Genomic DNA, 21,859 nt, shown 5'->3' on the forward strand with positions numbered 1-21,859 from the left:
TCAGCAGAATGGCAGGCTCATTTAACGGATTGCCGGCATTGTGCCATTCGATCGTGCCACGGCGATTGCGTTTTTTACTCCGCCGCGAGCCACACCACCGTCAACGACCGCACGCCTTGCGCGCCGCGAATCAGCACGCCTTCGATATCCGCCGTCGCCGACGGTCCGGTCACGAGCGCCGCATAACGGGCGTCGCGGAAATCGTCGCGCCGGTACACGTCCTGCAGCCCGTCGAGCAATTGCGCCGGATCGAGCAGCACCACCAGATGCTGCACGATGTAGCCGACCGCGTTGACCACGTACTCGCGTTCGCTGAACCACACCGAGCCGGTTTCGGCAACGCCGAAGCGAGCCCGCACCACGCCGACCTCGATGTCCTGCAACGACGCGGGTTGCGTGTCGGCGGTAAGCGTGCGCGTGCCCGGCACTTCCGGCGTGGCCGAGGCGATGGATGCCTCGGCGCCGAACCGCTCGCGAATCAGCCCGGGCACGTCGTCCGCCGCTTTGGCTTCCACGCACGCGCCGCCCATTGCCTGCAGCGCCGCCGTAAAGCGCGCGCGCAGATCGCCGCCCGCCGCATCGAAGAGCGGCACCTCGGGTCGCGGCCGTGCGGGAGGTTGCGCATCGCGCACCTTCGCCAGAAAAGCTTCACGCGTTGTCATGCTCGCCTCCACGATTCTTCTTGTACCAGGCGTGGAAGGTCAGCTTCGGCGCCTCCGGCAACTCGCGTTGCTTGCCCCAGATATTGAGCGGGTTGTACAGCACGAAGTTCGGCAGCCGCCGCAGCGCGCTGCCCATCGAGGACACCGTCGCGCGATACAAGGTCGGACTCGCGAGCAGCCGCCCCGCCATCTTCAACACCTCCTGCTTCACGAACGGCACTTCGTGGCGCTCGGCGATCACCGTGCGCCATTTGTAGATCTGCTCGTGAATATTGATCTTCACCGGACACACATTCGTGCAACTGCCATTGAGTGTCGATGCGAACGGCAACGCGCTATAGCGCTTCAGATCGAAAGTCGGATTGATGATCGCGCCGATCGGCCCCGAGTAGGTGCCGCCATACGACAACCCGCCGCTGCGCCGGTAGACGGGGCATGTATTCATGCAGGCCCCGCAGCGAATGCACTTGAGCGAATACCAGAAGTCCTCCATCGCGAGCCGCTCCGAGCGGCCGTGATCGACGAGGATGAAATGCATCTCCGTGCCCGGACGCGGCGCGCGGAAATGCGACGTGTACTGCGTGATCGGCGAGCCGAGCGCGCTGCGCGACAGCATGCGCACAAACACGCCAAGGTCCGACACCTTCGGAATCAGCTTCTCGATACCGATCGACGCGATATGCAAGGGCGGCACATTCGCAGAAAGATCCGCGTTACCTTCGTTCGTGCACACCACCACCGTGCCCGTTTCCGCCACCGCGAAATTGCAGCCGGTCATGCCGGCCGTCTTCTCGCGCACGAAGTACGGCCGCGTGTTCATCCGCTGGCTTTCCGCGAGGTAGTGGATGTCGCTGTTCTTCGGGTCGGTGCCGATGGTGCGGCCAAACAGCTCGGCGACGTCGGCACGCAGTTTGTGGACCGCCGGCACCACCATATGGCTCGGGTCCTGGTGATCGAGTTGCTGGATCCGTTCGCCGAGATCCGTTTCCATCACCGTAATGCCGCGCGGCTCCAGATACTCGCGCATCTTGCATTCGTCGGTGAGCATCGACTTGCTTTTGACGAGTGTGGTCATGCCGCGCTCCGACATGATCCGGTGCACGAGCGCATTGTGCTCTTCAGCGGTGGCGGCCCAATGTACCTTAACGCCGTTCGCCTCGGCCGCCGCGGCGAACTGGTCGAGATACGTGGACAGGTTGGACAGCGTATGTTCCTTGATGCCCGATGCCAGCTCGCGCATCGTTTCCCACTCGGCAATGCCGTGCGCCTGCGCATCGCGCTTCTCGCGCAAATCCCACAGACGTTTGTCGTGGAACGCGACATGCTCGGTCTTGCCGAGGAAAGCGCCCGCCGCTTTCGCGTGATCGATGCGGTTGCTCATGCGCGTGCTCCGTTGAGGACCTGCGCGATATGAATGAAGCGCGCGTCGGCTTTCATGCGTTCCGCGCAGCCCTGCTGGTGCATCAGGCACGACATGTCGCCCGATACGATGTACTCGGCGCCCGCGTTCAGATGATCGCGCACCTTGTCCTGTCCCATGCGCACCGACACCGGTTCTTCAGTCACGGAGAACGTGCCGCCGAAACCGCAGCATTCGTCGGGCCGCGCCGGCTTGACGAACTCGATGCCCTTCACGCCTTCGAGCAAGGTGCGCGGTTTCGAAAACGGCGTGGCCGCCACTTCCGACATCGACGCTTCCTTCAGATGCCGCAATGCGCTGCAACTGTTGTGCAAGCCCACTCGATGCGGAAATTCCGCCCACGGAAATTCACGCGCGCCGATCACGTCGTGCAGAAACTCGACGAGTTCGTAGGCGCTCGCCCGGACCTTCTTCACTTCGTCGGTCTGCTCGAGCGCGGTGAGATGCTCACGCACGTGATGAATGCAACTCGCCGACGGTCCGACGATGTAGTCGTAGCCGGCAAAGTTGCGCGCGAACACACGCTCGGCGCCGGCGGCCTCGGCATGCGCGCCGCTATTGGCCATGGGCTGGCCGCAGCAGGTTTGCTCCTGCGGATAGTCGACCTCAATGCCGAAGCGTTCGAGCAATTCGAGCGTGGCGATCCCTACTTCGGGATAGAACGCGTCAATGAAACACGGGATAAACAGGGCAACTTTCATAGGCTCATTCAAAGGACAAGCGGCAGCCGGCGATTCGCTCACTCTACTGCGGAACCGCGGCGGTGAACCAATACCTCGTCCGGCGGCAGGCGGCCTAGGCGAGATGAATCAGCGAGGCTTCCGACGCTTCAGTATGACTGGTATGGTTGGTCTGACCACGAATATAGGGGAAGTTGCAGGAGGGTGTCAATCGCCGGCTGGGATCGATCGGGCCGCGGCATGCGTCGCACGCAGCTAGCCGGAGCGGCGGGTCAGGCCGGAGGGGAAGTTAAAACGAAGGTTGGAACCGCAAAGACATGAACGCGCTGTTCCCGCTTAAGCCGCATCGAGCGGCATCGAGCGGCATCGAGCAGCATCGAGCCGCACCAAGCGGCATCGAGCACTCACGCGCTCAAGACACCGCGCTCGACGAAGGCTTCGCCGCGTCTTCCTTGTACAGTTCGCGCACATACGTCAAGTGACGCTCGGCAGCCTTGCGTGCCTTCAAGGCGTCGCGCGCCATCACGGCGTCGTAAATGGCCTGGTGCTGGCTCATCAACTGCTTTTCCATCGCGTCGTCGTAATCGATGAGCCGATGGTACTGGCGCATCCCTTCGCGAATCAGCGTATGGATGCCGTGCATCACATGCGCGAGCGCGATATTGTGCGTGGCGTCGGCGATCGCGAGGTGAAACGCGGCGTCGAGTTCGGCGAGGTTCGCACGGTCCTGCGACTGCGAGCCGGCTTTCAATGCCTCGAATGCGGCACTGATCTTTTTCAGATCGGCGGCCGTGGCGCGCTGGGCGGCATAGACCGTCGAGATCGATTCGAGACCCTGGCGCAGCTCCAGAATATCGGCGCTGGTGCGCGGGTTTTGCAACAGCAACTCGGCAAGCGGCTTGGAGATGATCGGCGCGGTGACGTCGACCACCGTGAAACCGCCCCGCCCCGAAGTTTCGATGTAGCCGTCCGCTTCCAGCCTGATCAACGCTTCCCGCAACGAAGGCCGCGACACGCCGAGCTGCGTGGCCAGGTCGCGTTCAGCTGGCAGCCGGTCGCCGGGCATCAGCGTACCGTCCGAAATCAGTTGCTTGATCTGGTCGGACACCACGTCGGACAGCCGTTTGCGCGTGAAGGACTGGATCGGGAGGAATGGCATGGGCAGCGGTGAGTGAAGCCGGTTGATCAAGCGGATGTTCAGGCGGCGGACAACCGTCCGGGCGCCGTTCGCTGCACCCTTGAAGCAGCGCGCGACGTCCAACGGATTATACCGTTCAACGGCTCGGGCCCATCGCGCACGAGCGACGCGCAGGCCGCGCTCGCACCGTCCGGCGTGCTCTGTCGAACCCTAGCGCGCACCCGCGGCATAGAAACTCGCCAGATCGCGCTTGAGCGTGTGCAATGCGGCGTCGTCGAGATAGATCATGTGGCCGGTCGGATAGTAGGCGATTCGCACGTTGGCGCGCAGCGGCCCGTCCAGTCCCAGATGCGCGAGCGCATACTCGGTCGCGTAAAACGGCGTGGCCAGATCGAAATAGCCGTTCAGCGACATCACGCGCAACTGCGGATTCTGCCGCATCGCTTCGGCCAGATCGCCCGCCGCATACGGCACGGGCAGACGTTCGCCCCACCAAGCGCGATGCTTCCAGTCCCAATGCGTCAAGGCTTCGTCGTTGAAGACGCGATAGCGGTCCGCAGGCGTAAAGTGCAGGTCCTGAGCGAAGTGCTGGTGCAGCGCCGCGTCGAAAGCACTCGACACGCTGCTCACCGAGGCGTCGTAATCGGGCCGCTCGGATACGCTGTCAAAGTCGATGCCTTCGAAACGCCCATCGTAACGGCCGACGCTGCGCGCCTCGTCGCGCAGCAATTCAGCGCGATAACGCGACGGATAAAGACGCAGGCGGCTCCGCTTCACATAGTCCACGTCGAGCCCCGTGAATTGCGCGACCCGCGCGGCGATCGCGTCGCGTTCGGCGTCGGGCAGCGCGTCGCCTTGCGCGAGCGCCTGCGCGTAAGGGCCGCGCGCGAATGCGCGGGCATCGTCGAGAAAGGCGGCCAGACTGGCGGGCTTCGGCACGATCCTGTCGTGATACCAGGCAATCGCCGCGAAGCTCGGCAGATAGCTTTCGCTCCGGAAATCCGCGCCCGCAGAAAATGCCGCCGAATCAAGCACCGACGACATCAGGATCACCCCATTGAGTGCAATGTTGTCCTGCCCCAGCCGGTACGCGAGCATCGCGGCGCGCGCGGTTCCATACGATTCGCCGAGCAGATACTTGGGCGAATTCCAGCGCTGGTTCACCGTCAGATAGCGGTCGATAAACTGCGAAAACGCGTCGAGATCCTGATCCACGCCCCAGAAGTCTTTGCCCGTGCCGTGGCCGACTATCCTCGACAAACCCGCGCCGACCGCGTCGATAAACACCAGGTCGGTGGTGTCGAGCAGGCTGTCCGGATTGTCGGCGAGCGTGTACGGCGCGGGCGGCGTGATGGCGGGGCTCGCGGTGTGCGCGCGCTTCGGCCCGAACGAGCCGATCAGCAGGAATACGCTGCCCGCGCCGGGTCCGCCGTTGAAGAGAAACGTGACGGGCCGCGTCGCCGGTGCTTTGCTGGCGACGCTGTAGGCGACATAGAACACACTCGCGTTGGCCTGCCCTGTCTTGTCGCGCAACAGCAGGTTGCCGGCGGTGGCTGTGTAGTCGATCTTGCGGCCGTCGAGCCGGATCGAATGCTGCGTCACCGACGCGGTTTCCGGCGGCACGGGGATCGGCGGCGACTCGCCTTTCGCGCCGCGCTGCGCCGTGCTGCCCGACGCGTCGCTGCGTGCCGCTGCAGCCGCCCGTGGCTGGCTAGCCGCGCGCGCCGCGGACGCCGCGGTTTCCGCGGTTTCCGCGCTCGCGGCGGCATCCGCCGAGTCGTCCAGTTCAGCAGCCGCGCACATCGTGCTGAAGGCGGTAAGCACGGCAAGGACGAGCGCCGTCGCCGCGAACGCGGCCGCCAGCGAGCCTGCCATCAGCGATCGGCGCAACGAGAGGGTGAAGCGAAGGCCCATGGGGTTCCCGACAGAGAGTCGATATGCGCCGGTTTCCGGACTGTTCTGGCTTAAGACGAACTCGGCGATCGATTTTTGACGCAAGCTTTCGCGGCGTCAACCCAAAGCTCGCAAGAACGCGTCTTATACCCACGACGCATCGCCCCTGCGTTCGTGAATCGAAAGCAAACGAAACGTTGACGAAAGACTCAGCGAACCGGCAACGCACGGACGAATGCGGCGATGCGCTCGCACGCGTCGATCAACCGCGCTTCTTCGACCACGAAACCCAGCCGCACGAAACCATTCGCCGTCTCGGCAAAGGCACTCGCGTCGAGTACCGACACGCCTTGCGCGCGAAACAGCTGCCAGGTGAAGTCAACCGTATCGAGGCCCGTGCCGCTCACGTCGACCATCATGAACATGCCCGCTTCGGGCAACACGCAGCGCAAACCCGGCACACGCTGCAAGCGCTCGAACACGACGTCGCGCCGGCGCCGGTAAATCTCCCGCATCCCGGCGGCGATCTGCGCCTTGTGCTGCAACGCCGTCAACGCGGCCTGCTGGATGAAGCCGGGCAAGCCGTACAGCATCGCGAGGGCGAGCCGCCCCATATGCTCGATCAGCTCCGCCGGCCCGATCGCCCAACCCACGCGCCAGCCTGCCATGGCATGCGATTTCGACAGGCTGCCGAGCGTGACGGTGCGCTCCGCCATGCCGGGCAACGCCGCAATACTCACGTGCTCGCGTTCGAAAGTCAGCTCGGCGTAGACCTCGTCGGACAGTACCCACAGATCGTGCCGGCACGCGAGCCGCGCGATCCGTTCGAGATCGGCGCGTGGCATGACCACCCCGGTGGGGTTGCACGGCGTGGCGAAAAAGATGGCTTTGGTGCGCGCGGTGATGGCCGCCTCGAGCGCGTCGCAATCGACATGAAACGCTCGAGCCCGATCGACCGGCACCGTGACGAGCGTGGCGCCCGCGGCGCGCACGCAGGCCTCATAGGTCAGATACATCGGTTCGGGGACGATCACCTCATCGCCCGCCTCCAGCAGGCACAACGATGCGGCGAACACGCCGTTCTGCGCGCCGGCGGTCAGGATCACATTGGCCGCGCTCGCCGTACAACCGGTCAGGCGCGCGTGCTCTTCGGCAATCGCCGCGCGTACCGGCTCGCGGCCGGACACGGCGCTGTAGTGCGTGTCGCCGCCGCGCAAGGCCTCGACCGCGCGTTCGACGATCGGCGCGGGCGTGGCGAAATCTGGATCGCCGACGCTCAGCACGATGACGTCTTCACCATTGGCCGCCGCCTGCTGCGCGACCCGATGGATTTCCCATGCGGACGTGCGCCTGCCTTGCAGGCGCTCGACCAGATTCGAGTACTTCATTGCCCTACCCCTTTACCCATGGACTCGCCAATGTAAAGGGGCACGCCCGAAACGTCCAGACACGAAAAAGCGCCACGCGAGCCAAATGCCTCGCGTGGCGCTTTCACGCACTCCGCTTTCACGCACCGCGTTCTGTAGCCCCGTTCTGTAGCCCCGTTCTGCAGTCCCGTTCTGCAGTCCCGTTCTGCAGTCCCGTTCTGCAGTCCCGTTCTGCAGTCCCGTTCTGCAGTCCCGTTCTGCAGTCCCGTTCTGCAGTCCCGTTCTGCAGTCCCGTTCTGCAGTCCCGTTCTGCAGTCCCGTTCTGCAGTCCCGTTCTGCAGTCCCGTTCTGCAGTCCCGTTCTGCAGTCCCGTTCTGCAGTCCCGTTCTGCAGTCCCGTTCTGCAGTCCCGTTCTGCAGTCCCGTTTCGCGGCCCCGTCCCCGCGGGGCGCGGCGCTCAAACCTGGCGGCGCAACTCCGCCGGAGGCACCTTCATCAGATGCCGGTATTTCGCCACCGTGCGGCGCGCCACCAGCACGCCCTGGTCGGCGAGCATCTTGGCGAGCGTCACGTCCGAGAGCGGATCACGGGTGTTTTCCGCGGCAATCATTTCCTTGAGCAGCGCGCGCACCGCTGCCGCCGAACAGGTGCCGCCGCTTTCCGTGCCGAGTTCGCGCGGGAAGAAATGCTTGAACTCGAAAATGCCGCGCGGCGTGGCCATATATTTGTTGCCCGTGGCGCGCGAGATGGTAGATTCGTGCAGACCGAGTTCGTCGGCGACATCTCGCAGCACCATCGGCTTGAGCGCGATTTCGCCGTACTGGAAGAAGGCCTTCTGATGCGCGACGATGCACTCAGCCACGCGCTGGATCGTATCGAAGCGTTGTTGCGCATTGCGGATCAGCCAGCGCGCTTCCTGCAGTTGCTGCGCGAGCGGCGAGCGGCTCGCGCCGGCCGACTGCGCAAACAGCTCCGCATACATGCGGTGAATACGCGCGCGCGGCTGCACCGCCGGGTTGATCGCCACGACCCACTTGTTGCGCACCTGACGCACGATCACGTCCGGCACCACGTAGTTATCCTCGGTGCGGCCATAGCAGTTGCCCGGCTTCGGATCGAGCTTGCGCACGAGAGCACAGGCAATCCGCAGTTCTTCCGCGCTGCAGCCAATCTGCTTTTGCAGTTCGGCCTGCTCGCGGCGCGCGAGCCGTTCCAGATGATGTTCGACGATTTGCCGCGCCACATCGCGCCCCGGCGTGTCGGCCGGCAACGCGTTCACCTGCAGCGACAGGCACTCCGAGAGCGTGCGCGCGCCCAGACCCGGGCGATCGAGCGATTGCACGAGACGCAGCGCCACCAGCAACTCGTCTTCGGTCAACTCGGGTTCGAGATCCACGCTATCGGCGAGGTCGGAGAGCTCCTGGCGCAGATAGCCGTCTTCGTCGAGCGCCTCGATGATGAAGCGGGCCACGGCGCGGTCACGGTCGTCGAGGCGATAGAGGCGCAGAGAGTCGTGCAACTGCTCACGCAAGGTCGGCTGGGAACGCGCCCACTCGGCCGGATCGCTGCTGTCGGAGTCGCCGTTCTGGCGGGTCGAACTGCGGCTGCTGTAGTCGCCGGAAAAGTCCCCCGGCATGTCGTCCTGGCCCGCGCTTTCCAGCGTGTCGTTGCCGCCCGAGTCGGAAGGTAGGGAATCGGGCTCGGCTGTAGCGAGGGTGTCGGTGGCGGGCAGCGCCCCGGCGTCTTCGCCCGTCGCGGCGGTGGCGAGCGCGACATCTTCCGTATCCGAGGAGTCGTATTCGAGGAACGGATTGGTGTCGAGCGCCGTGCGCAACTCCTGCTGGAATTCGAGAGACGACAACTGCAACAGACGCACCGATTGCTGAAGACGCGGCGTGAGTGCGAGAGACTGCCTTGTGCGTAGTTCAATTGAAGGCATTGTAGTGAGGTCCCGTTAATAGCCGAAAATGGTGAGTAGCCTCCTTGGAGCAACTGTCGTACCAGCTCGCGCAACACGCTGTTTTTTCAATGCTTTGCATTTTCAGGCCCGGCCCTTGCGCAGGCCGCGCGCCACCATTTTTACAAGCACCCGGCAATTTCCGGTCCTCGCCTGCGCCGGCCGTCGAACTCGGCCCCGATGCCTCGCCACGCCCTATTCCTCAGCCTAAAGCCGCGAGCCGTAACGGCTTTCCTGCCACGTGAGCGCTCGGCGGGAGCGCCGGGCACACCGCTTGCGTCTGGGCACTATGTGGACGGACGCCGGTCTTTGCATGCGAAACGCAGCTGCGAAATCGCCTGCACAGACTGTCGCCCGGTGTCGATAACGGGCCCTGACGGAACCGTAGCGGCAACGACCCCACGCGTGTCATCAGCGGTTCCGGCCGCGATCGACCGCAGGCAACAAGACCGCAATTTTCATCAACACCCGAAGGAGAAACCATGAAGACGATCCAATTCCTGAAGACCGCAGGTAGCATTGCTTGTATCGCATTCGCACTGAACGCTACGGCGCAAACCAGCGCCTCGGCCCCGTCGGCTTCGTCCGAAACCATCGGCGAGCACGTCGACGACGGCACCATCACCACCAAGGCCAAGGCTGACCTGCTGGCCGCCAAGAACGTCAAGTCGACCCACATTCATGTGAAGACGCGCAAGGGCGTGGTGTGGCTCACGGGCTCGGTACCTTCGTCAGACGACAAGGCTGCGGCCGAAGAAGTCGTGAAGGCCGTGAAGGGCGTGTCGAGCGTGAAGAACCATCTCAAGGTCGCCGCTCAGTAAGCGCGCGCGGTCTGAACGGGAGCGTCGGCTTCGGCCGGCGCTTCTCGTCGCCTGCTTCTCGTCGCTTGAGTCCATAAAAAAGCCGTCCCAAATGGGACGGCTTTTTCGTGGCCGGTCGATTGCCGATTCAAGCCGAACCTCCGCCGCGGCCGGACAACACTCTAATAACACTCAAACATCGTCCGGCAAAAACCGGCGCTCTTTGGAGCGCCGGCCGCTCACCCAAACCTAGCGACGCGTCGCCGCATACTGATCGCGCAGATCACGCACGCGGTCATGGTTTTGCAGCACGCCTTGATACTGCCGCTCCACCAGTGCCCGCACGTCCGCCGGCAACTCCTTTTCGAGCGCGTCGTGATAGCGCTTCTTGGCGACGTCCTCGCCCTTCTCGCACTCGGCCAGAATGTCATGGTCGCTGCGGTCGGTCACCGCCGACTTCACGTCGACCCAGCCGCGGTGCAGTGCGCCGCTCATGCTGCCGCCCGTTTCAGGTTTGCCGCCGAGCGCCTGAACCGCGTCCTGCAATTCACGCGCGCCGCGCGTGCAGTCTTCGGCACGCGACAGGAACAGCGTTTTCAGTTGCGCGTCGTGCGCATCTTCTGCTGCCTTGCGAAAGCCCTTCTCGCCGTCCTTCGACGTTTCGACCAGATCGTTCAGCACGGAAACAACGTTCGTAGCCATTCAATACCTCCAAGGGTTTCGTTAGTCATGGAATCCGTCGCCGGACGCGTCACGTGTGTTTGACCACGCTCGCATTCAACTGCGGGGTTCCTCTCACTATTCGCATGATGCGTGCCCGGCGCGGATGGCCAAAGACACGCCGTGCGCCGCGGCGAGGTGCGCTCCCAGACTTTCCAACGCACGTAGATTTTGCCCACGACTTCAGCACGCAACAGCCCGCCAGGCCCCGCGCAGCTCGCTTTCGCCGAATGGCACGGGGGTTGCTTCGCACTGTCGCCCCGGGCACGCCGCGCAGCGCAACGACACACTGCAAGACATGCCAATGAATTGAAAACAATGGGCAGGCAACAACGACAGGGAGCATCCACCATGAAGATCAGGAGCACGGAATTTCTAGTCGCGGTCGCGATCATCACCTCGGCGACGGTGATGCAGATCCGCGAGCACATGCAGCCACGCGAAGCGACGTCCGCAAACGAACAAGCTGGGCCGCCTTCGTGTGGCGCGACACACGAAGGACTCGCGCCGGCCGCCTGCGAGCCGACTCACGACGAACCTCAGCCGGAGCGCGCAACGCATCGTCAACGCAGCGCGCCGCAATTCTGGGTTTGAGCACACGCGCGGACGACTCCATTCGTCTGCGCGACTTCGATGACCTGAAAATTGCGGTGAAAACCGCGCACACGTGAAAACGGCCCGACGTATGTCGGGCCGTTCTGCCAATTCTGCTTCACACAATCCTGCTTCACACCGCTGCGCCGGCCTTCACATTCAGGAGTTGCTTGATAAACACCGTCGTCTCGCGGTGTCGGCACTCACGCGCGATGCTCGGTGAACTCGTTGAGCGGCACCGGCTTCTTCAGAGGATCGAAGTCCGCCCAGCGCCCCTGCTGCCAGCGACCGCTCGCGCGCTCGATTGCGACGCCGCCTGTTTCGCGCAACACCCGTGCGGCGTCGAACTGATTGGCCGGCGAGACGTGCACGGCGACCAGCACGCCGGAATCGCGCAATTCCTCATGAGAAGGCGATCGATGCCCCGCCTTGCCGCCATCGCGCGTGCGTGCCATCGCCCCGACCAGCGAGCCGACATACGCACCGACGCCCGCTGCGATCAGCGAGACGATGACGGGCGCCGAAAAGGCGGCGAAGATCGCGACACCCACCACGGCGCCGGCCACCGCGCCGATGGTCACGCCCATGCCGGCGCCTTTGGGCGCATTCTCCGCGCCGGCATCCGTACTGGTATCGCCGCCGATCGGAAAACGCGCATGCTGCCCGCGCGGATTGACGAAAAACAGCGTGACGTCTTCTTCCACGAACCCCGCATTGAAGAGCTTTTGCGCCGCCTCTTCAGCGGCGGGAAAAGTCGTAAAGCGTGCTGCGACGATGAGTGACATGAGGCCTCCTTGCATCGTTGAATAGAGAGCGCGCCAAATGCCGCCGCACGTCGCCGCGCCATTCGGCGCGCTCGCGCAACGGCACGCGCCGGCACTACGCCGCGGTGCCGCGATCCGATTCCATGCCTTCCACCCTGAACAGTCCGCTATGCAACACCACGCCTTCTCCGTTGTTCTGGTCGAGCGCTTCCGCGCAGACCGAACGGATGCGGTGGCGGCCCTTGTGGAAGGCCGACATGAGCGTTGCCTCAAGCGCGGAATCGGCGCCGAAATGATCCTCCAGCGCCTCCGCGGTAATCGCGCACACAACCGCTTCGCCGTCCACGCGCGCCATGAAGCGCACGGTCAGATTCGCTCCGTCGAAGTCCGGCTTGTCGTCGGAAAAAGTGATCTGCATAAGGGAATCCTCATAGGCCGGCCGCGGCACGATCGCGTTCATGACGAACTCTTCATTGAGCCGGCGAGTTGCTGCGCCATCGCCAGATGATGTTTGATGGTCGGCAACGCGTGCGTCGCCGCCGCCTTGATCCGTGCGTCGGTGCCGCTCGTGCTCTCCTGCTGGAACAGGTCGACCGCACGCTGATGCGCTTCGACACCGACCTGCTCGACATAGGCCTGATCGAATTCCTTGCCCTTGAGCGTCTGCAGTTTGCCGACCAGCGCGGAATCGGCCGACGGCGTCGCGGTAAAGCCCTTCTTCGAAACGAGCGCCGCCATGCCGTGCGAGAGTTTCGTGTGATCGGCGATCATCTGCTGCGCGAATTTCTTCACGCGCGGATCGCTGGAGTTTTTCAGCGCGATCTTGCTCGCCGCGATTTCGGTGGCGTCAGACGTCGAGGCGTCCTGCACGAACTGCTGGTCAGCGGGCGAGAGCTTCGTGCCGCTGACCGGCGCATCGCTCGCGGGCGCGTCGCTGGCTTGCGCATACACCGCGCCGATGGACGCCACGCTCAACCCGAGCGCGACAGTCATCGCTTGTAGGGGATACCGGAATTTCATGCATTTTCTCCCTTTTCAATAGCTACGGCGAAACGGACCCGGCGAGACGCGGTGCGACCTACGTTCAATCTCGCACCTCGCCCGTCACCGCCGTTCATGCCGCCTGGCGCTTGGATAACTGCGCAATCAATGTCTTGTTGAACGCCGGCAGGTCGTCGGGCTTGCGGCTGCTAATCAGATTGCCGTCCTCGACCACTTCCTTGTCGACCCACGTGCCGCCCGCATTGCGAATGTCGTCCTGCAAACTCGGCCAGCTGGTGAGCGTCCGGCCCTTGATGATGCCCGCTGACACCGGCAACCATCCGCCATGGCAAATCACGGCGATCGGCTTCTTCGCGCCGTCGGCGGCCTTGACGAAGGCTTGCGCCTGCGGCAGCAAACGGATGGCGTCGCCGTTCACCACGCCGCCCGGCAGCACTACGGCGTCGTAGTCGTCGGCGCTTGCCTTGTCGAACGTCAGATCGACCTCGACAGCGTCGCCCTTGTCCACATGTTTGAAGCCCTGAATCTTGCCGGGCCTGGCTGAAATCACGTGCACCGTCGCGCCTGCTTCAGACAGCGCGCGTTTCGGGTCGTCCAGTTCTGCCTGCTCGAAGCCATCCACTGCCAGTACCGCCACCTTGTAACCATTCAACATGCCAGCCATGCGTACTCTCCTCATGTAAGTGCCGGGGCCGGGTGTCATGCGGCATGGCCCCGCAATCAGTCCGCTATTGATCTCTTCAGGCAGCAAAAGGCGTGCCCATGCGCCGCGCGCGCCGCAAGCGCCCTCGCCGTGCTGCTTTGACTATTCAAAAGCCGCCCGGCCATCACGCGCCCACCGGATCCGGTTAGAGACCTTGGGGGTCGTCATCGAGACTGTCGTCGTCGTTGGCGAGCGGATCGATAATCCGGTCGGGCTCGATATCGCCGTCCGGCACGAGCGTCGAATCGCCGTCGGCGGCGGCGCGCTCGCCCGTGCCGGCACGATCCGTGTCGCTGCCGAGTTCCGTGTCGCCGGTTTCGAGCGCGTGGTTGTCCAGCTCCGAGTCCACGTCGAACTCATGACGCTTCGCCCCGGCGACATCGCTGCCGCTATCGGACGAATCGCTCGGGCCGAGCGCGCCCGTCGTGCCCGCCGTTTGTTGGACGACCTGTTGCGGCTCTTCGTCGGGATTGAGGGTGCTGCTCATAGCGCTCTCCTTCGTTGATTTGTGGATTACCCGTACCGAGTGTTCGCAAGGACCGTTCCGCTGCTTCAAGAAACGGTTGTGGCGCAGCACGCGAGTGCGCGGGCGCGCCGGGCACCGCCGTTGCTTGACGGCAGCCATCGGCGCAAATCGCGCTCACCGCTTGAAACTTCTACCTGCGACGATGGCTGACACGACCACCCCGATTCGACGCCGCCCTGCACGCACGGACGACGACCGTGAGAAACCCGCCGCTGCCGCCGTCATGCCGCCCGGCTTGCGCCATGCCGACGATACGAAGCCGGGCATCACGCGCAAGCGCGGCAACGGCGGATTCGTGTATTTCGACGTTTCGGGCAAACGCATCGACGACGAAGACGAAATCAAACGCCTCAACGCGCTCGCCATTCCGCCGGCTTATGAGAACGTGTGGATCTGCCCGGATGCGCGCGGTCACATTCAGGCAACCGGGCGCGATGCGCGCGGCCGCAAGCAATACCGCTATCACGCGCGCTGGCGCGAGACGCGCGACGCCGACAAATACGAACGCATGGCCGAGTTCGGCCGCGCATTGCCGAAGATTCGCGCGCGTGTTGCACGCGACCTGAAATTGCCGGGCATGCCATGCGACAAAGTCATCGCCGCGATCGTGCAACTGCTCGACACGACGCTGATCCGGATCGGCAGCGTCGAATATGCACGCGACAATCAGTCGTACGGATTGACCACACTGCGCAAGAAACACGTGAAGATCGAAGCCGGCCAGTTGCGCTTCCGGTTTCGCGGCAAGAGCGGCATCGAACACGACGTGACGGTGAACAATCCGAGCATCAAGCGCATCGTGCGGCGTTGCGCCGAATTGCCGGGCCACGACCTGTTTCAATATCTCGACGAAGACGGCACGCGCCGCACCGTCGGCTCCGCCGACATCAACGATTACCTGCGCCGTGCGAGCGGCGCGGATTTCACCGCCAAGGACTACCGCACGTGGGCCGGCAGCGTCTATGCGCTGGCCGCGCTGCGACGGCTGATTTGCACCAGCGCGGCGGAAGCGCGCCGGCACGTGGTGGCGACCGTCAAGGACGTGGCCGCGCTATTGCGCAATACGCCGGCCGTGTGCAAGCGCTGCTACATTCACCCAGCGGTGATCAGTGCATTCGAAGCAGACGAATTGCAGCGCCTTGCGCCCGGTCAATCGCGTCGCGGGCTGAAAGTGGACGAGATGGCTTTTGCCGCATTGCTTGCGCAGGCCGAGAAACGCGCGGCGAAACTCGCACGCGAGGCGGGCGCGAAGGGCCGCAAGGCGCGTGAGTCGGCGGTGGCGGAAAGCATCGACACGTCGCTCACGAGTTTGCTCAAGAAATCGCGAACGGCGCGTAAAGCAGCGGCGGCGAAGACCGATGCGAAGGCCGGCGCAAAGACCGCGCGCGCGGCGGCGCAAGCCTAGGGGCGGGCGCAAAAATTTCAAACCCGTCAGCACGCTTTACGCATGGAGGGCAAAGCCTGCACGTGTTTTTCGCGAACGCGGACGCACGTCCGAACACTGCCACCCGCCGCCGCGCGACGAACGCGCCTCCCGAAACTCGAAGGAACGCCCGTTGCTCAAGCTTGCACATACCCACCTGTAGAGGAGTCACATCATGCTCAACCAGACACAGAGTCAAGCCGGTATGCGCCAGAGCGAGGGTGCCCGGATCGTCGGCAAAGGCAGTGCGACCGCCGACGGACCCGGCCCGGACGTGATGGCCGCCGCCACGCTCGACGGCAACAAGGTGCTTAGCAGCGACGGCGAGGACATCGGCAAGATCAAGGACATCATGCTCGACGTCAACTCCGGACGCGTCGCGTATGCGGTGCTCTCGAGCGGCGGCTTTCTTGGCATCGGCGACAAGCTGCTCGCGATTCCATGGCACGCATTGACGCTGGATACCGAACAGAAGTGCTTCGTGCTGAACATGACCGCCGAGCGCGTGAAGAACGCTCCGGGCTTCGACAAAGACCATTGGCCGGCCATGGCCGATCAGACCTGGGCCACGTCCGTACATCAGTATTACGGCAGTGAACCCTACTGGGGCCGCGACCGGTACGATCGACGCGACGACTACGGCGTAGGCGACGTTCCGCCGGCCTCGTCAGATGCGCCCGAAGCAGGCGGGATGAAGCTGTAGTCCACCCTCGTGGAGGGCGCGTGCGGCGTTTCGCTCGCCGCGTCCGAGCCGATGCGCCGGCGTGCCGCCCCCACGACAGCCGGCGCATTTTCACTTTGCGCGCGACGTTGCCGGACCTCAAAGCGTCGTTAAAGCGCGCCCACTCCAATCAGGAGCCGACACGATGGCCACTAAACGATCCCCCAGCAAATCGAAACGGCCTGTCGCGCGCGGCAAGTCGGGACGGCCGCCACGCCAGCGGCACGCACAGGCACACGCCGCGCATCGGGCCGCGCACTCGAAGAAATGGTCGCACCACGTGATGGAGACCAGTGACGCGATGGATATCCAGCATGACATTTTCAAAACCGGCAGCGCCGAGTCGATCGCGCAATCGCTCAAGCAGTCGTCCACGAACAGCCGCCGCCGCAAAGGCACGCCGTTCCAGTCGGCCATGTCGATGCTGAACTTCTATATCAACCGCGCGGGAAGGAATCTGCCGAAAGCGCGCCGTGATACCTTGCAACAAGCCAAGCGCAAGCTGCGCGAAGCATTCGGACGCGCGCCTTGACATGACGCCTCAGCCGCGGACGCGCCCGCGCGCATTTCTTCAACCGGCCACGCATGCGGCACGCGCATACGAGCCCTTACCGGATGCTCATGCACGAAACTTCATGCACGAAACTTTGTGGTTTCTCATCGTCGGCGGCGTGCTCGTTTTCATGGGCCTCGCGGCGACGACACTGCGGCGGCTGCCCATCAGCGCCGCCATGTTCTACCTCGCGATCGGCTACGCGCTCGGGCCAGCCGGTATCGGCCTGTTGCGTCTGGACATGATCGCCGACGCGCATCTGCTGCGCATCTTCACTGAAGTCGCGCTGCTCGTCTCGCTGTTTGCCATCGGCCTGCGCTTGCGGCTGGGCATGCTGGAAAAGCTCTGGACCGTGCCGCTGCGGCTCGGCTTCCTCGCCATGCTGGCGACCATTCCGCTGCTGACCCTCTTCGGCGTCTACGTCCTGCATCTCGGCTGGGGGCCGGCGCTGCTGCTGGCGGCGATTCTCGCGCCCACCGACCCGGTGCTCGCCCACGACGTGCAAGTGCACAATCCGGGGGATCTCGATTTGCTGCGCTTCGCGCTCTCCGGCGAAGGCGGCCTGAACGACGGTATCGCACTCCCGTTTGCGCTGCTCGGCCTGGCGTTATGCGCCGCGCCCTCCTCTGCAGCGGGGGAACTGCTGAACCTGAAGCTCGCAGGCAGCGTGGTGTGGGGCGTGGCAGGGGCGCTCGCGATTGGCGGCGCGCTCGGCTGGGCCACCACCCATGCGGTGACCTGGCTGCGCACCCGCCATGCGCAGGCGCTCGGCCTCGAAGGTTTCTTCGCGCTCGGTCTGATCGAACTCTGCTTTGGCGTCGCGCAACTCGCGCAAACCTATGGTTTTCTGGCCGTATTCGCGGCCGGTGTCGCGATGCGCCGCGTCGAACATCGCGCGAGCGGCGGCATGTCGGCTCGCAAGGCCATCGGCACCGTCGATCCGGAAGACGTCGACGCGACCGCGGCGAATCCGAGCAAAGCGCATGCGTACATGACGGAATCGGTGCTCGGCTTCACGATCGAACTCGAACGCATTGCCGAAGTCGCCGTCATGACAATGGTCGGCAACGTGCTTGCCACCATGCAAGCGCCGCTTTTCACCTGGCAGACCATTGCGCTCACCGCCGCGCTGTTCGTCCTCGTGCGGCCGGTGTCGGTGGAATTGTCGCTGCTGGGGTCGAGCGCCACGCCGACGCAACGGCGGCTGATGAGCTGGTTCGGCATCCGTGGCATCGGATCGTTTTACTACCTCGCGTATGCACTTGAAAACGGCAGCGCGGCCGACGTCGCGCCGCTCGTGCCGCTCACGCTCGCCGTGATCGCGGCCTCGGTCGTGATCCACGGTGTCTCGGCAACGCCGTTGATGAACTGGTATCACCGGCTGCGCACCCGCGAGGGTTAGGCAGGCACGGCCATCCAGCGCCTGAATACGTGACGCCTTCGATTCGCCCGCGCTCGCGCAGGCGGTCTTCGTTCGAACGTAAATCGAAGCCGCTAGAATACGGGACCTTCCTGCCGCAACACGACTTCTCATATTCAATGACCTCACGCGACGATTCGGAACGTACGGCGCGAGCGAGCGCCGCCGACTCACTGTTTGCTTTTCTCAAGTCGCTGCCGCCCCGCGAGCGCTTGATGGAAGGCAGCTTCATGGCCGTGCAGGCGGTGGCGGGCGCGAGCCTCGCCTTCGCCATCGGCCGCGCGCTGCATACCGAGCAGGCGTTCTGGGCCTGCATCACCGCGATTGCGGTCAGCCAGCACAGCTATATCGATACCCGCAACCTGTCGCGCGATCAATTCATCGGCGCAATGGTCGGCGGCTTGTGCGGACTCATGGGCACGACGCTCGGCGCCGGCTATTTCGCCGCCTATGCGGCCACCGTAGGAGCGGCGATCATCATGTGCTGGATCCTGAACGTGGGCAGCGCGGCGCGTCTGGGCGGCATCACGGCCACCATCATGCTGCTCGTGCCCGGCATCGGGCCCGCATGGGACAAAGCCTTGCTGCGCCTCGGTGAAGTGACGCTCGGCACGGTCTGCGCGCTGCTGGTGGCCATTCTCATGTCGTGGATCGAGGAGCGCTGGCTCGGCAAGCCGCACAAGACCTAGCTAGGGTCGAGCCGCGTCGCTCGCCTGCGGCAGACGCCGGTAACGTCCCGGCGTCACGCCCATGCTTTGCTGAAACGCCTTGCCGAAAGCCGCCTCCGATTGATAGCCCACCGCTTCGCCGATCTCGGCCGCGCTGCGCTGCGTGCGCCGCAGCAGATCGCACGCCAGGGTCATGCGGATCTGCGTGAGAAAGTCCATGACCGTCATGCCCGCGCGCTCATTGAAATGGCGTGCGTAAGTCGCGCGCGACATGGCGGCAAGTTCGCCGAGTTCGGCAATGGTCCAGGCCCGCTCGGGAGCGTTCAGCATGCCTTGCACGGAAGCGCCGAGGCGCGCGTCGGCAAGCAGTGCGAGCACGCCTGAGGTCGATGCATGCTGTTCGCCATGCACGCGCAACGCCATGGCAAACAGCGCCTGGCTCAATGCGGTGACGATGGCAAGGGCACCCGCCTCGCGTCGTTCCGCCTCGGTCCGCATCAGCGCGATCACCGTTTGCAACGAGCCCAGCGTTGGCATGCCGCCCAGCGAGACATGGAACGGATCGGGCAACGCGTTGAGCAGCAACGCCGACGAGCCGGGCGCGTAGACGAAGCGGCCGCAAAGCAGATCGACGTCGGCGGAGATGGGCGCGGGATTGCCGCTGTCTTTGCCGCTGTCGTTGCGCCGCACCGGCAGCATGCCGTCATGGCCGAGTGTCAGCGGCGCGGCGGCGGCCAAGCGCCTCACGTCGCGCACACGGTGCGCCGCGCCACGCGGAAACAGCATGAAGTCGCCCGCGGTCAGGGCGTGCTGTGCGCCATCCGCGGTTTCGACGATACACGCGCCGTCCAGCACCAGGTGAAACGGCGCAATGCCCGGTTCCATCGGGTCATGATCGACGTCGAAGGCGCCCGAGAGCAGGCAACGCAGATCGAGACTGGCCTGGGGCCGGGCGAGGTCGATCAGTCGGCTAAGGGTATCCATGAGACGGTCGCGCTAAAAATTGAGCGAATCGAGTATTCAGGATAGCGCCGGACAGCGCAATACTCTGTCTCACGACGCCGGCACCCGCCGGCGCGCAGCAGACCAAGGAGCACTGCCATGTTGAACTGGATCGATTACCGCAAAGAACTGTTCGGGCGCATCGGCGAAATCGGCAAATTGTCGCCGGATACCGTCAGAGCCTATCAGACGATGTCGAGCGCCGGCCAGAAGAAGGACCTGCTCGGCGCCAAGACGCGCGAACTGATTTCGGTCGCCGTGGCGGTCAGCCTGCGTTGTGACGGCTGTATCACCGTGCACACCGCCGAAGCGCTCAAGCTGGGTGCAACGCGCGACGAAATCGCCGAAGCGCTGGGCGTGGCGGTGGCCGTCAATGCGGGCGCCGCGATGGTGTACTCGGCTCGCACGATGGATGCCGCCGCCGCTTATGCGGCGCAAGCTGCGGATGCGGCCTGAGCCGCCCGAGGAACGGGCGGCAGACGCCGCCTTAGGCTGCCTGAGAGGCCGCCACGAAGCGTGAGCGGCCGCACCGCAAACCGCCTGCTGCGTCGCGCGGCGTACGACCGGCGCGCACCGCCGCGCGGCCCGCTCTCCGCGTGCGCCCGCCACTACGCCCGATGCCGCGCCGTCTCCAGCTGCTTGCGGCGCGGCTCGCCCTGACGATCCAGCATCCAGCCCGGATATTCGGCGGGCAGCCTGCTGACCTGATCGAGCTTCGCGAGTTCGTCCGCGGTGAGCGAGACGCCGGTCGCGGCAATATTGTCGTCGAGCTGCTCGAGCTTCTTCGCGCCGACGATCACCGAGGTCACCACGCGCTGATGCAACAGCCAGGCCAGCGCGATCTGCGCCACGGTCACCTTTTTCGTCCCGGCCATCTCACGCATGACGTCGATACAGTCGTACGCGCGCTCGCGCTCGACCGGCGGAAAGTCGAAGGTCGTGCGGCGGCTGCCCGCTTCGCCCTGCTGCTCGCGCCCATATTTGCCGCTCAGCAAGCCGCCCGCGAGCGGACTCCACACCATCAGACCCAGGCCCTCGCTGCGCAGCATCGGCACGAGTTCACGTTCGAGGTCGCGGCCCGCCAGCGTGTAATACGCCTGCAGGGTGTCGAAGCGCGCGAGACCGAGACGCTCCGAGATGCCGAGCGCTTTCACGATCTGCCACGCGGCCCAGTTCGACACGCCGACGTAGCGCACATGGCCGTGCTGCACGAGCGTGTCGAGCGCGCGGACGGTTTCTTCGATCGGCGTGGCCGGGTCGAACCCATGGATCTGATACAGGTCGACGTGATCGAGCTGCAGACGCTTCAAGCTCGCCTTCACGCCGTCGATGATGTGGTAACGCGAGGCGCCGCGCGCGTTCGGAAACTCGCCGGTCTGGCCGAACACCTTGGTGGCCACCACCACTTTGTCGCGTGGCACCTTGAGGTTTTTCAGCGCCTCGCCCGTGATCTGCTCGGACAGACCTTCCGCGTAGACGTCGGCCGTGTCGATGAAATTGATGCCCGCGTCGAGCGCCCTGCCGACCAGCCGCTCCGCGTCGCCCTGCTGCAGATCGCCGATCTGCTTCCACATGCCTTCGCCACCGCCGAAAGTCATCGTGCCCAGACATAACTCTGAAACAAACACACCGGTACGGCCCAACTGGTTGTAGCGCATCGTCGAGACTCCATCGTTGATTCGTGGACGGGAGAGCCGTAGAGAGTACTGCAATTAGCAAAATCAGGCAGAGCGCAAAACGCTCGTGCCGGCGCCCGTCAGCGGGCGCGGATTTGTTTCAACCTCCTTACGATCGGTTCGACCGCGCACCACACCGAGCGGCACCGGCCGGACGGCAAACATTGGCGC

23 protein-coding genes are annotated in these 21,859 nt (G+C 64.4%); 8 read left to right on the forward strand and 15 right to left on the reverse strand.

The window, feature by feature from the left end:
* Window positions 1-74: 74 nt before the first annotated feature.
* The 7 genes from CJU94_RS23305 to CJU94_RS23335 form a co-directional block, all read right to left on the reverse strand.
* Window positions 75-662: a LutC/YkgG family protein gene (locus CJU94_RS23305; RefSeq protein WP_095421040.1), complete on the reverse strand. Its 588-nt coding sequence runs from the start codon at window positions 660-662 to the stop codon at window positions 75-77.
* Window positions 649-2,043 carry a lactate utilization protein B gene (locus CJU94_RS23310; RefSeq protein ID WP_095421041.1) on the reverse strand — a complete coding sequence of 465 codons (1,395 nt, stop codon included), beginning with the start codon at window positions 2,041-2,043 and terminating at the stop codon, window positions 649-651. Before CJU94_RS23310 ends, CJU94_RS23305 begins: the two co-directional genes overlap by 14 nt.
* The gene (locus CJU94_RS23315; protein WP_095421042.1) at window positions 2,040-2,783 is read right to left on the reverse strand and encodes a (Fe-S)-binding protein; all 744 of its coding nucleotides are present in this window, start codon (window positions 2,781-2,783) and stop codon (window positions 2,040-2,042) included. Before CJU94_RS23315 ends, CJU94_RS23310 begins: the two co-directional genes overlap by 4 nt.
* A 391-nt stretch (window positions 2,784-3,174) precedes the next feature.
* Window positions 3,175-3,921: a FadR/GntR family transcriptional regulator gene (locus tag CJU94_RS23320; protein WP_095422758.1), complete on the reverse strand. Its 747-nt coding sequence runs from the start codon at window positions 3,919-3,921 to the stop codon at window positions 3,175-3,177.
* A 189-nt stretch (window positions 3,922-4,110) separates the two neighbouring features.
* Window positions 4,111-5,814 carry a S10 family peptidase gene (locus CJU94_RS23325; protein WP_095421043.1) on the reverse strand — a complete coding sequence of 568 codons (1,704 nt, stop codon included), beginning with the start codon at window positions 5,812-5,814 and terminating at the stop codon, window positions 4,111-4,113.
* A 188-nt stretch (window positions 5,815-6,002) separates the two neighbouring features.
* Complete coding sequence (locus CJU94_RS23330; protein ID WP_095421044.1) at window positions 6,003-7,181, reverse strand: pyridoxal phosphate-dependent aminotransferase; 1,179 nt, start codon at window positions 7,179-7,181, stop codon at window positions 6,003-6,005.
* A 435-nt stretch (window positions 7,182-7,616) separates the two neighbouring features.
* Window positions 7,617-9,098 (reverse strand): RNA polymerase factor sigma-54, encoded by a 1,482-nt coding sequence (locus CJU94_RS23335; protein ID WP_095421045.1) that lies wholly within the window; start codon window positions 9,096-9,098, stop codon window positions 7,617-7,619.
* A 500-nt stretch (window positions 9,099-9,598) separates the two neighbouring features.
* Here CJU94_RS23335 and CJU94_RS23340 point away from each other — a divergent pair, with 500 nt between their 5' ends.
* Window positions 9,599-9,937: a BON domain-containing protein gene (locus CJU94_RS23340; RefSeq protein WP_095421046.1), complete on the forward strand. Its 339-nt coding sequence runs from the start codon at window positions 9,599-9,601 to the stop codon at window positions 9,935-9,937.
* 228 nt (window positions 9,938-10,165) lie between these two features.
* Here the strand turns inward: CJU94_RS23340 and CJU94_RS23345 are convergent, their stop codons facing one another.
* Complete coding sequence (locus CJU94_RS23345; RefSeq protein ID WP_095421047.1) at window positions 10,166-10,618, reverse strand: PA2169 family four-helix-bundle protein; 453 nt, start codon at window positions 10,616-10,618, stop codon at window positions 10,166-10,168.
* 369 nt (window positions 10,619-10,987) lie between these two features.
* Here CJU94_RS23345 and CJU94_RS23350 point away from each other — a divergent pair, with 369 nt between their 5' ends.
* Complete coding sequence (locus CJU94_RS23350; RefSeq protein ID WP_095421048.1) at window positions 10,988-11,230, forward strand: hypothetical protein; 243 nt, start codon at window positions 10,988-10,990, stop codon at window positions 11,228-11,230.
* A 203-nt stretch (window positions 11,231-11,433) separates the two neighbouring features.
* Here CJU94_RS23350 and CJU94_RS23355 read toward each other — a convergent pair whose 3' ends face one another.
* The 5 genes from CJU94_RS23355 to CJU94_RS41455 form a co-directional block, all read right to left on the reverse strand.
* Window positions 11,434-12,015, reverse strand: coding sequence for a glycine zipper domain-containing protein (locus CJU94_RS23355; protein ID WP_095421049.1), 582 nt, complete (start codon window positions 12,013-12,015; stop codon window positions 11,434-11,436).
* A 94-nt stretch (window positions 12,016-12,109) separates the two neighbouring features.
* Window positions 12,110-12,454, reverse strand: coding sequence for a DUF1488 family protein (locus tag CJU94_RS23360; protein WP_095421050.1), 345 nt, complete (start codon window positions 12,452-12,454; stop codon window positions 12,110-12,112).
* Complete coding sequence (locus CJU94_RS23365) at window positions 12,451-13,014, reverse strand: DUF4142 domain-containing protein (RefSeq protein WP_095421051.1); 564 nt, start codon at window positions 13,012-13,014, stop codon at window positions 12,451-12,453. Before CJU94_RS23365 ends, CJU94_RS23360 begins: the two co-directional genes overlap by 4 nt.
* A 94-nt stretch (window positions 13,015-13,108) precedes the next feature.
* Window positions 13,109-13,660 (reverse strand): type 1 glutamine amidotransferase domain-containing protein, encoded by a 552-nt coding sequence (locus tag CJU94_RS23370; RefSeq protein ID WP_095421052.1) that lies wholly within the window; start codon window positions 13,658-13,660, stop codon window positions 13,109-13,111.
* 184 nt (window positions 13,661-13,844) lie between these two features.
* Window positions 13,845-14,186 carry a chemotaxis protein gene (locus CJU94_RS41455; RefSeq protein ID WP_167397571.1) on the reverse strand — a complete coding sequence of 114 codons (342 nt, stop codon included), beginning with the start codon at window positions 14,184-14,186 and terminating at the stop codon, window positions 13,845-13,847.
* Between the two features lie 181 nt (window positions 14,187-14,367).
* Here CJU94_RS41455 and CJU94_RS23375 point away from each other — a divergent pair, with 181 nt between their 5' ends.
* From CJU94_RS23375 to CJU94_RS23395, 5 genes are all read left to right on the forward strand, one after another.
* Window positions 14,368-15,630 carry a DNA topoisomerase IB gene (locus CJU94_RS23375; RefSeq protein ID WP_095421053.1) on the forward strand — a complete coding sequence of 421 codons (1,263 nt, stop codon included), beginning with the start codon at window positions 14,368-14,370 and terminating at the stop codon, window positions 15,628-15,630.
* Window positions 15,631-15,823: 193 nt separating this feature from the next.
* Window positions 15,824-16,351, forward strand: coding sequence for a PRC-barrel domain-containing protein (locus CJU94_RS23380; protein ID WP_095421054.1), 528 nt, complete (start codon window positions 15,824-15,826; stop codon window positions 16,349-16,351).
* A 163-nt stretch (window positions 16,352-16,514) separates the two neighbouring features.
* The gene (locus CJU94_RS23385) at window positions 16,515-16,901 is read left to right on the forward strand and encodes a DUF3175 domain-containing protein (protein ID WP_095421055.1); all 387 of its coding nucleotides are present in this window, start codon (window positions 16,515-16,517) and stop codon (window positions 16,899-16,901) included.
* Between the two features lie 103 nt (window positions 16,902-17,004).
* Window positions 17,005-18,324: a cation:proton antiporter gene (locus CJU94_RS23390; RefSeq protein ID WP_095421056.1), complete on the forward strand. Its 1,320-nt coding sequence runs from the start codon at window positions 17,005-17,007 to the stop codon at window positions 18,322-18,324.
* A 137-nt stretch (window positions 18,325-18,461) separates the two neighbouring features.
* The gene (locus CJU94_RS23395; protein ID WP_095421057.1) at window positions 18,462-19,031 is read left to right on the forward strand and encodes an FUSC family protein; all 570 of its coding nucleotides are present in this window, start codon (window positions 18,462-18,464) and stop codon (window positions 19,029-19,031) included.
* Here CJU94_RS23395 and CJU94_RS23400 read toward each other — a convergent pair whose 3' ends face one another.
* Window positions 19,032-19,994 carry a cupin domain-containing protein gene (locus CJU94_RS23400; RefSeq protein ID WP_095421058.1) on the reverse strand — a complete coding sequence of 321 codons (963 nt, stop codon included), beginning with the start codon at window positions 19,992-19,994 and terminating at the stop codon, window positions 19,032-19,034.
* Between the two features lie 117 nt (window positions 19,995-20,111).
* Between CJU94_RS23400 and CJU94_RS23405 the strand changes: the two genes are divergently transcribed.
* Window positions 20,112-20,468: a carboxymuconolactone decarboxylase family protein gene (locus CJU94_RS23405; protein ID WP_095421059.1), complete on the forward strand. Its 357-nt coding sequence runs from the start codon at window positions 20,112-20,114 to the stop codon at window positions 20,466-20,468.
* A 152-nt stretch (window positions 20,469-20,620) separates the two neighbouring features.
* Here CJU94_RS23405 and CJU94_RS23410 read toward each other — a convergent pair whose 3' ends face one another.
* On the reverse strand, window positions 20,621-21,670 hold the full coding sequence (locus CJU94_RS23410; protein WP_095421060.1) for an aldo/keto reductase: 1,050 nt from the start codon (window positions 21,668-21,670) through the stop codon (window positions 20,621-20,623).
* Window positions 21,671-21,859: the final 189 nt, after the last annotated feature.

Source organism: Paraburkholderia aromaticivorans, from assembly GCF_002278075.1.
Lineage (GTDB): Bacteria > Pseudomonadota > Gammaproteobacteria > Burkholderiales > Burkholderiaceae > Paraburkholderia > Paraburkholderia aromaticivorans.

Excerpts from the sequence above, each read along its gene's own strand:
- CJU94_RS23320 (WP_095422758.1), bottom strand. The coding sequence starts at position 3,921 with ATGCCATTCCTCCCGATCCAGTCCTTCACGCGCAAACGGCTGTCCGAC.
- CJU94_RS23355 (WP_095421049.1), bottom strand. The coding sequence starts at position 12,015 with ATGTCACTCATCGTCGCAGCACGCTTTACGACTTTTCCCGCCGCTGAA.
- CJU94_RS23405 (WP_095421059.1), top strand. The coding sequence starts at position 20,112 with ATGTTGAACTGGATCGATTACCGCAAAGAACTGTTCGGGCGCATCGGC.
- CJU94_RS23305 (WP_095421040.1), bottom strand. The coding sequence starts at position 662 with ATGACAACGCGTGAAGCTTTTCTGGCGAAGGTGCGCGATGCGCAACCT.
- CJU94_RS23345 (WP_095421047.1), bottom strand. The coding sequence starts at position 10,618 with ATGGCTACGAACGTTGTTTCCGTGCTGAACGATCTGGTCGAAACGTCG.
- CJU94_RS23325 (WP_095421043.1), bottom strand. The coding sequence starts at position 5,814 with ATGGGCCTTCGCTTCACCCTCTCGTTGCGCCGATCGCTGATGGCAGGC.
- CJU94_RS23335 (WP_095421045.1), bottom strand. The coding sequence starts at position 9,098 with ATGCCTTCAATTGAACTACGCACAAGGCAGTCTCTCGCACTCACGCCG.
- CJU94_RS23410 (WP_095421060.1), bottom strand. The coding sequence starts at position 21,670 with ATGCGCTACAACCAGTTGGGCCGTACCGGTGTGTTTGTTTCAGAGTTA.
- CJU94_RS23390 (WP_095421056.1), top strand. The coding sequence starts at position 17,005 with ATGCACGAAACTTTGTGGTTTCTCATCGTCGGCGGCGTGCTCGTTTTC.
- CJU94_RS23340 (WP_095421046.1), top strand. The coding sequence starts at position 9,599 with ATGAAGACGATCCAATTCCTGAAGACCGCAGGTAGCATTGCTTGTATC.
- CJU94_RS23315 (WP_095421042.1), bottom strand. The coding sequence starts at position 2,783 with ATGAAAGTTGCCCTGTTTATCCCGTGTTTCATTGACGCGTTCTATCCC.
- CJU94_RS23370 (WP_095421052.1), bottom strand. The coding sequence starts at position 13,660 with ATGGCTGGCATGTTGAATGGTTACAAGGTGGCGGTACTGGCAGTGGAT.
- CJU94_RS23375 (WP_095421053.1), top strand. The coding sequence starts at position 14,368 with ATGGCTGACACGACCACCCCGATTCGACGCCGCCCTGCACGCACGGAC.
- CJU94_RS23310 (WP_095421041.1), bottom strand. The coding sequence starts at position 2,043 with ATGAGCAACCGCATCGATCACGCGAAAGCGGCGGGCGCTTTCCTCGGC.
- CJU94_RS23400 (WP_095421058.1), bottom strand. The coding sequence starts at position 19,994 with ATGGATACCCTTAGCCGACTGATCGACCTCGCCCGGCCCCAGGCCAGT.
- CJU94_RS23330 (WP_095421044.1), bottom strand. The coding sequence starts at position 7,181 with ATGAAGTACTCGAATCTGGTCGAGCGCCTGCAAGGCAGGCGCACGTCC.
- CJU94_RS23380 (WP_095421054.1), top strand. The coding sequence starts at position 15,824 with ATGCTCAACCAGACACAGAGTCAAGCCGGTATGCGCCAGAGCGAGGGT.
- CJU94_RS23365 (WP_095421051.1), bottom strand. The coding sequence starts at position 13,014 with ATGAAATTCCGGTATCCCCTACAAGCGATGACTGTCGCGCTCGGGTTG.
- CJU94_RS23385 (WP_095421055.1), top strand. The coding sequence starts at position 16,515 with ATGGCCACTAAACGATCCCCCAGCAAATCGAAACGGCCTGTCGCGCGC.
- CJU94_RS23360 (WP_095421050.1), bottom strand. The coding sequence starts at position 12,454 with ATGAACGCGATCGTGCCGCGGCCGGCCTATGAGGATTCCCTTATGCAG.
- CJU94_RS23395 (WP_095421057.1), top strand. The coding sequence starts at position 18,462 with ATGACCTCACGCGACGATTCGGAACGTACGGCGCGAGCGAGCGCCGCC.
- CJU94_RS23350 (WP_095421048.1), top strand. The coding sequence starts at position 10,988 with ATGAAGATCAGGAGCACGGAATTTCTAGTCGCGGTCGCGATCATCACC.
- CJU94_RS41455 (WP_167397571.1), bottom strand. The coding sequence starts at position 14,186 with ATGAGCAGCACCCTCAATCCCGACGAAGAGCCGCAACAGGTCGTCCAA.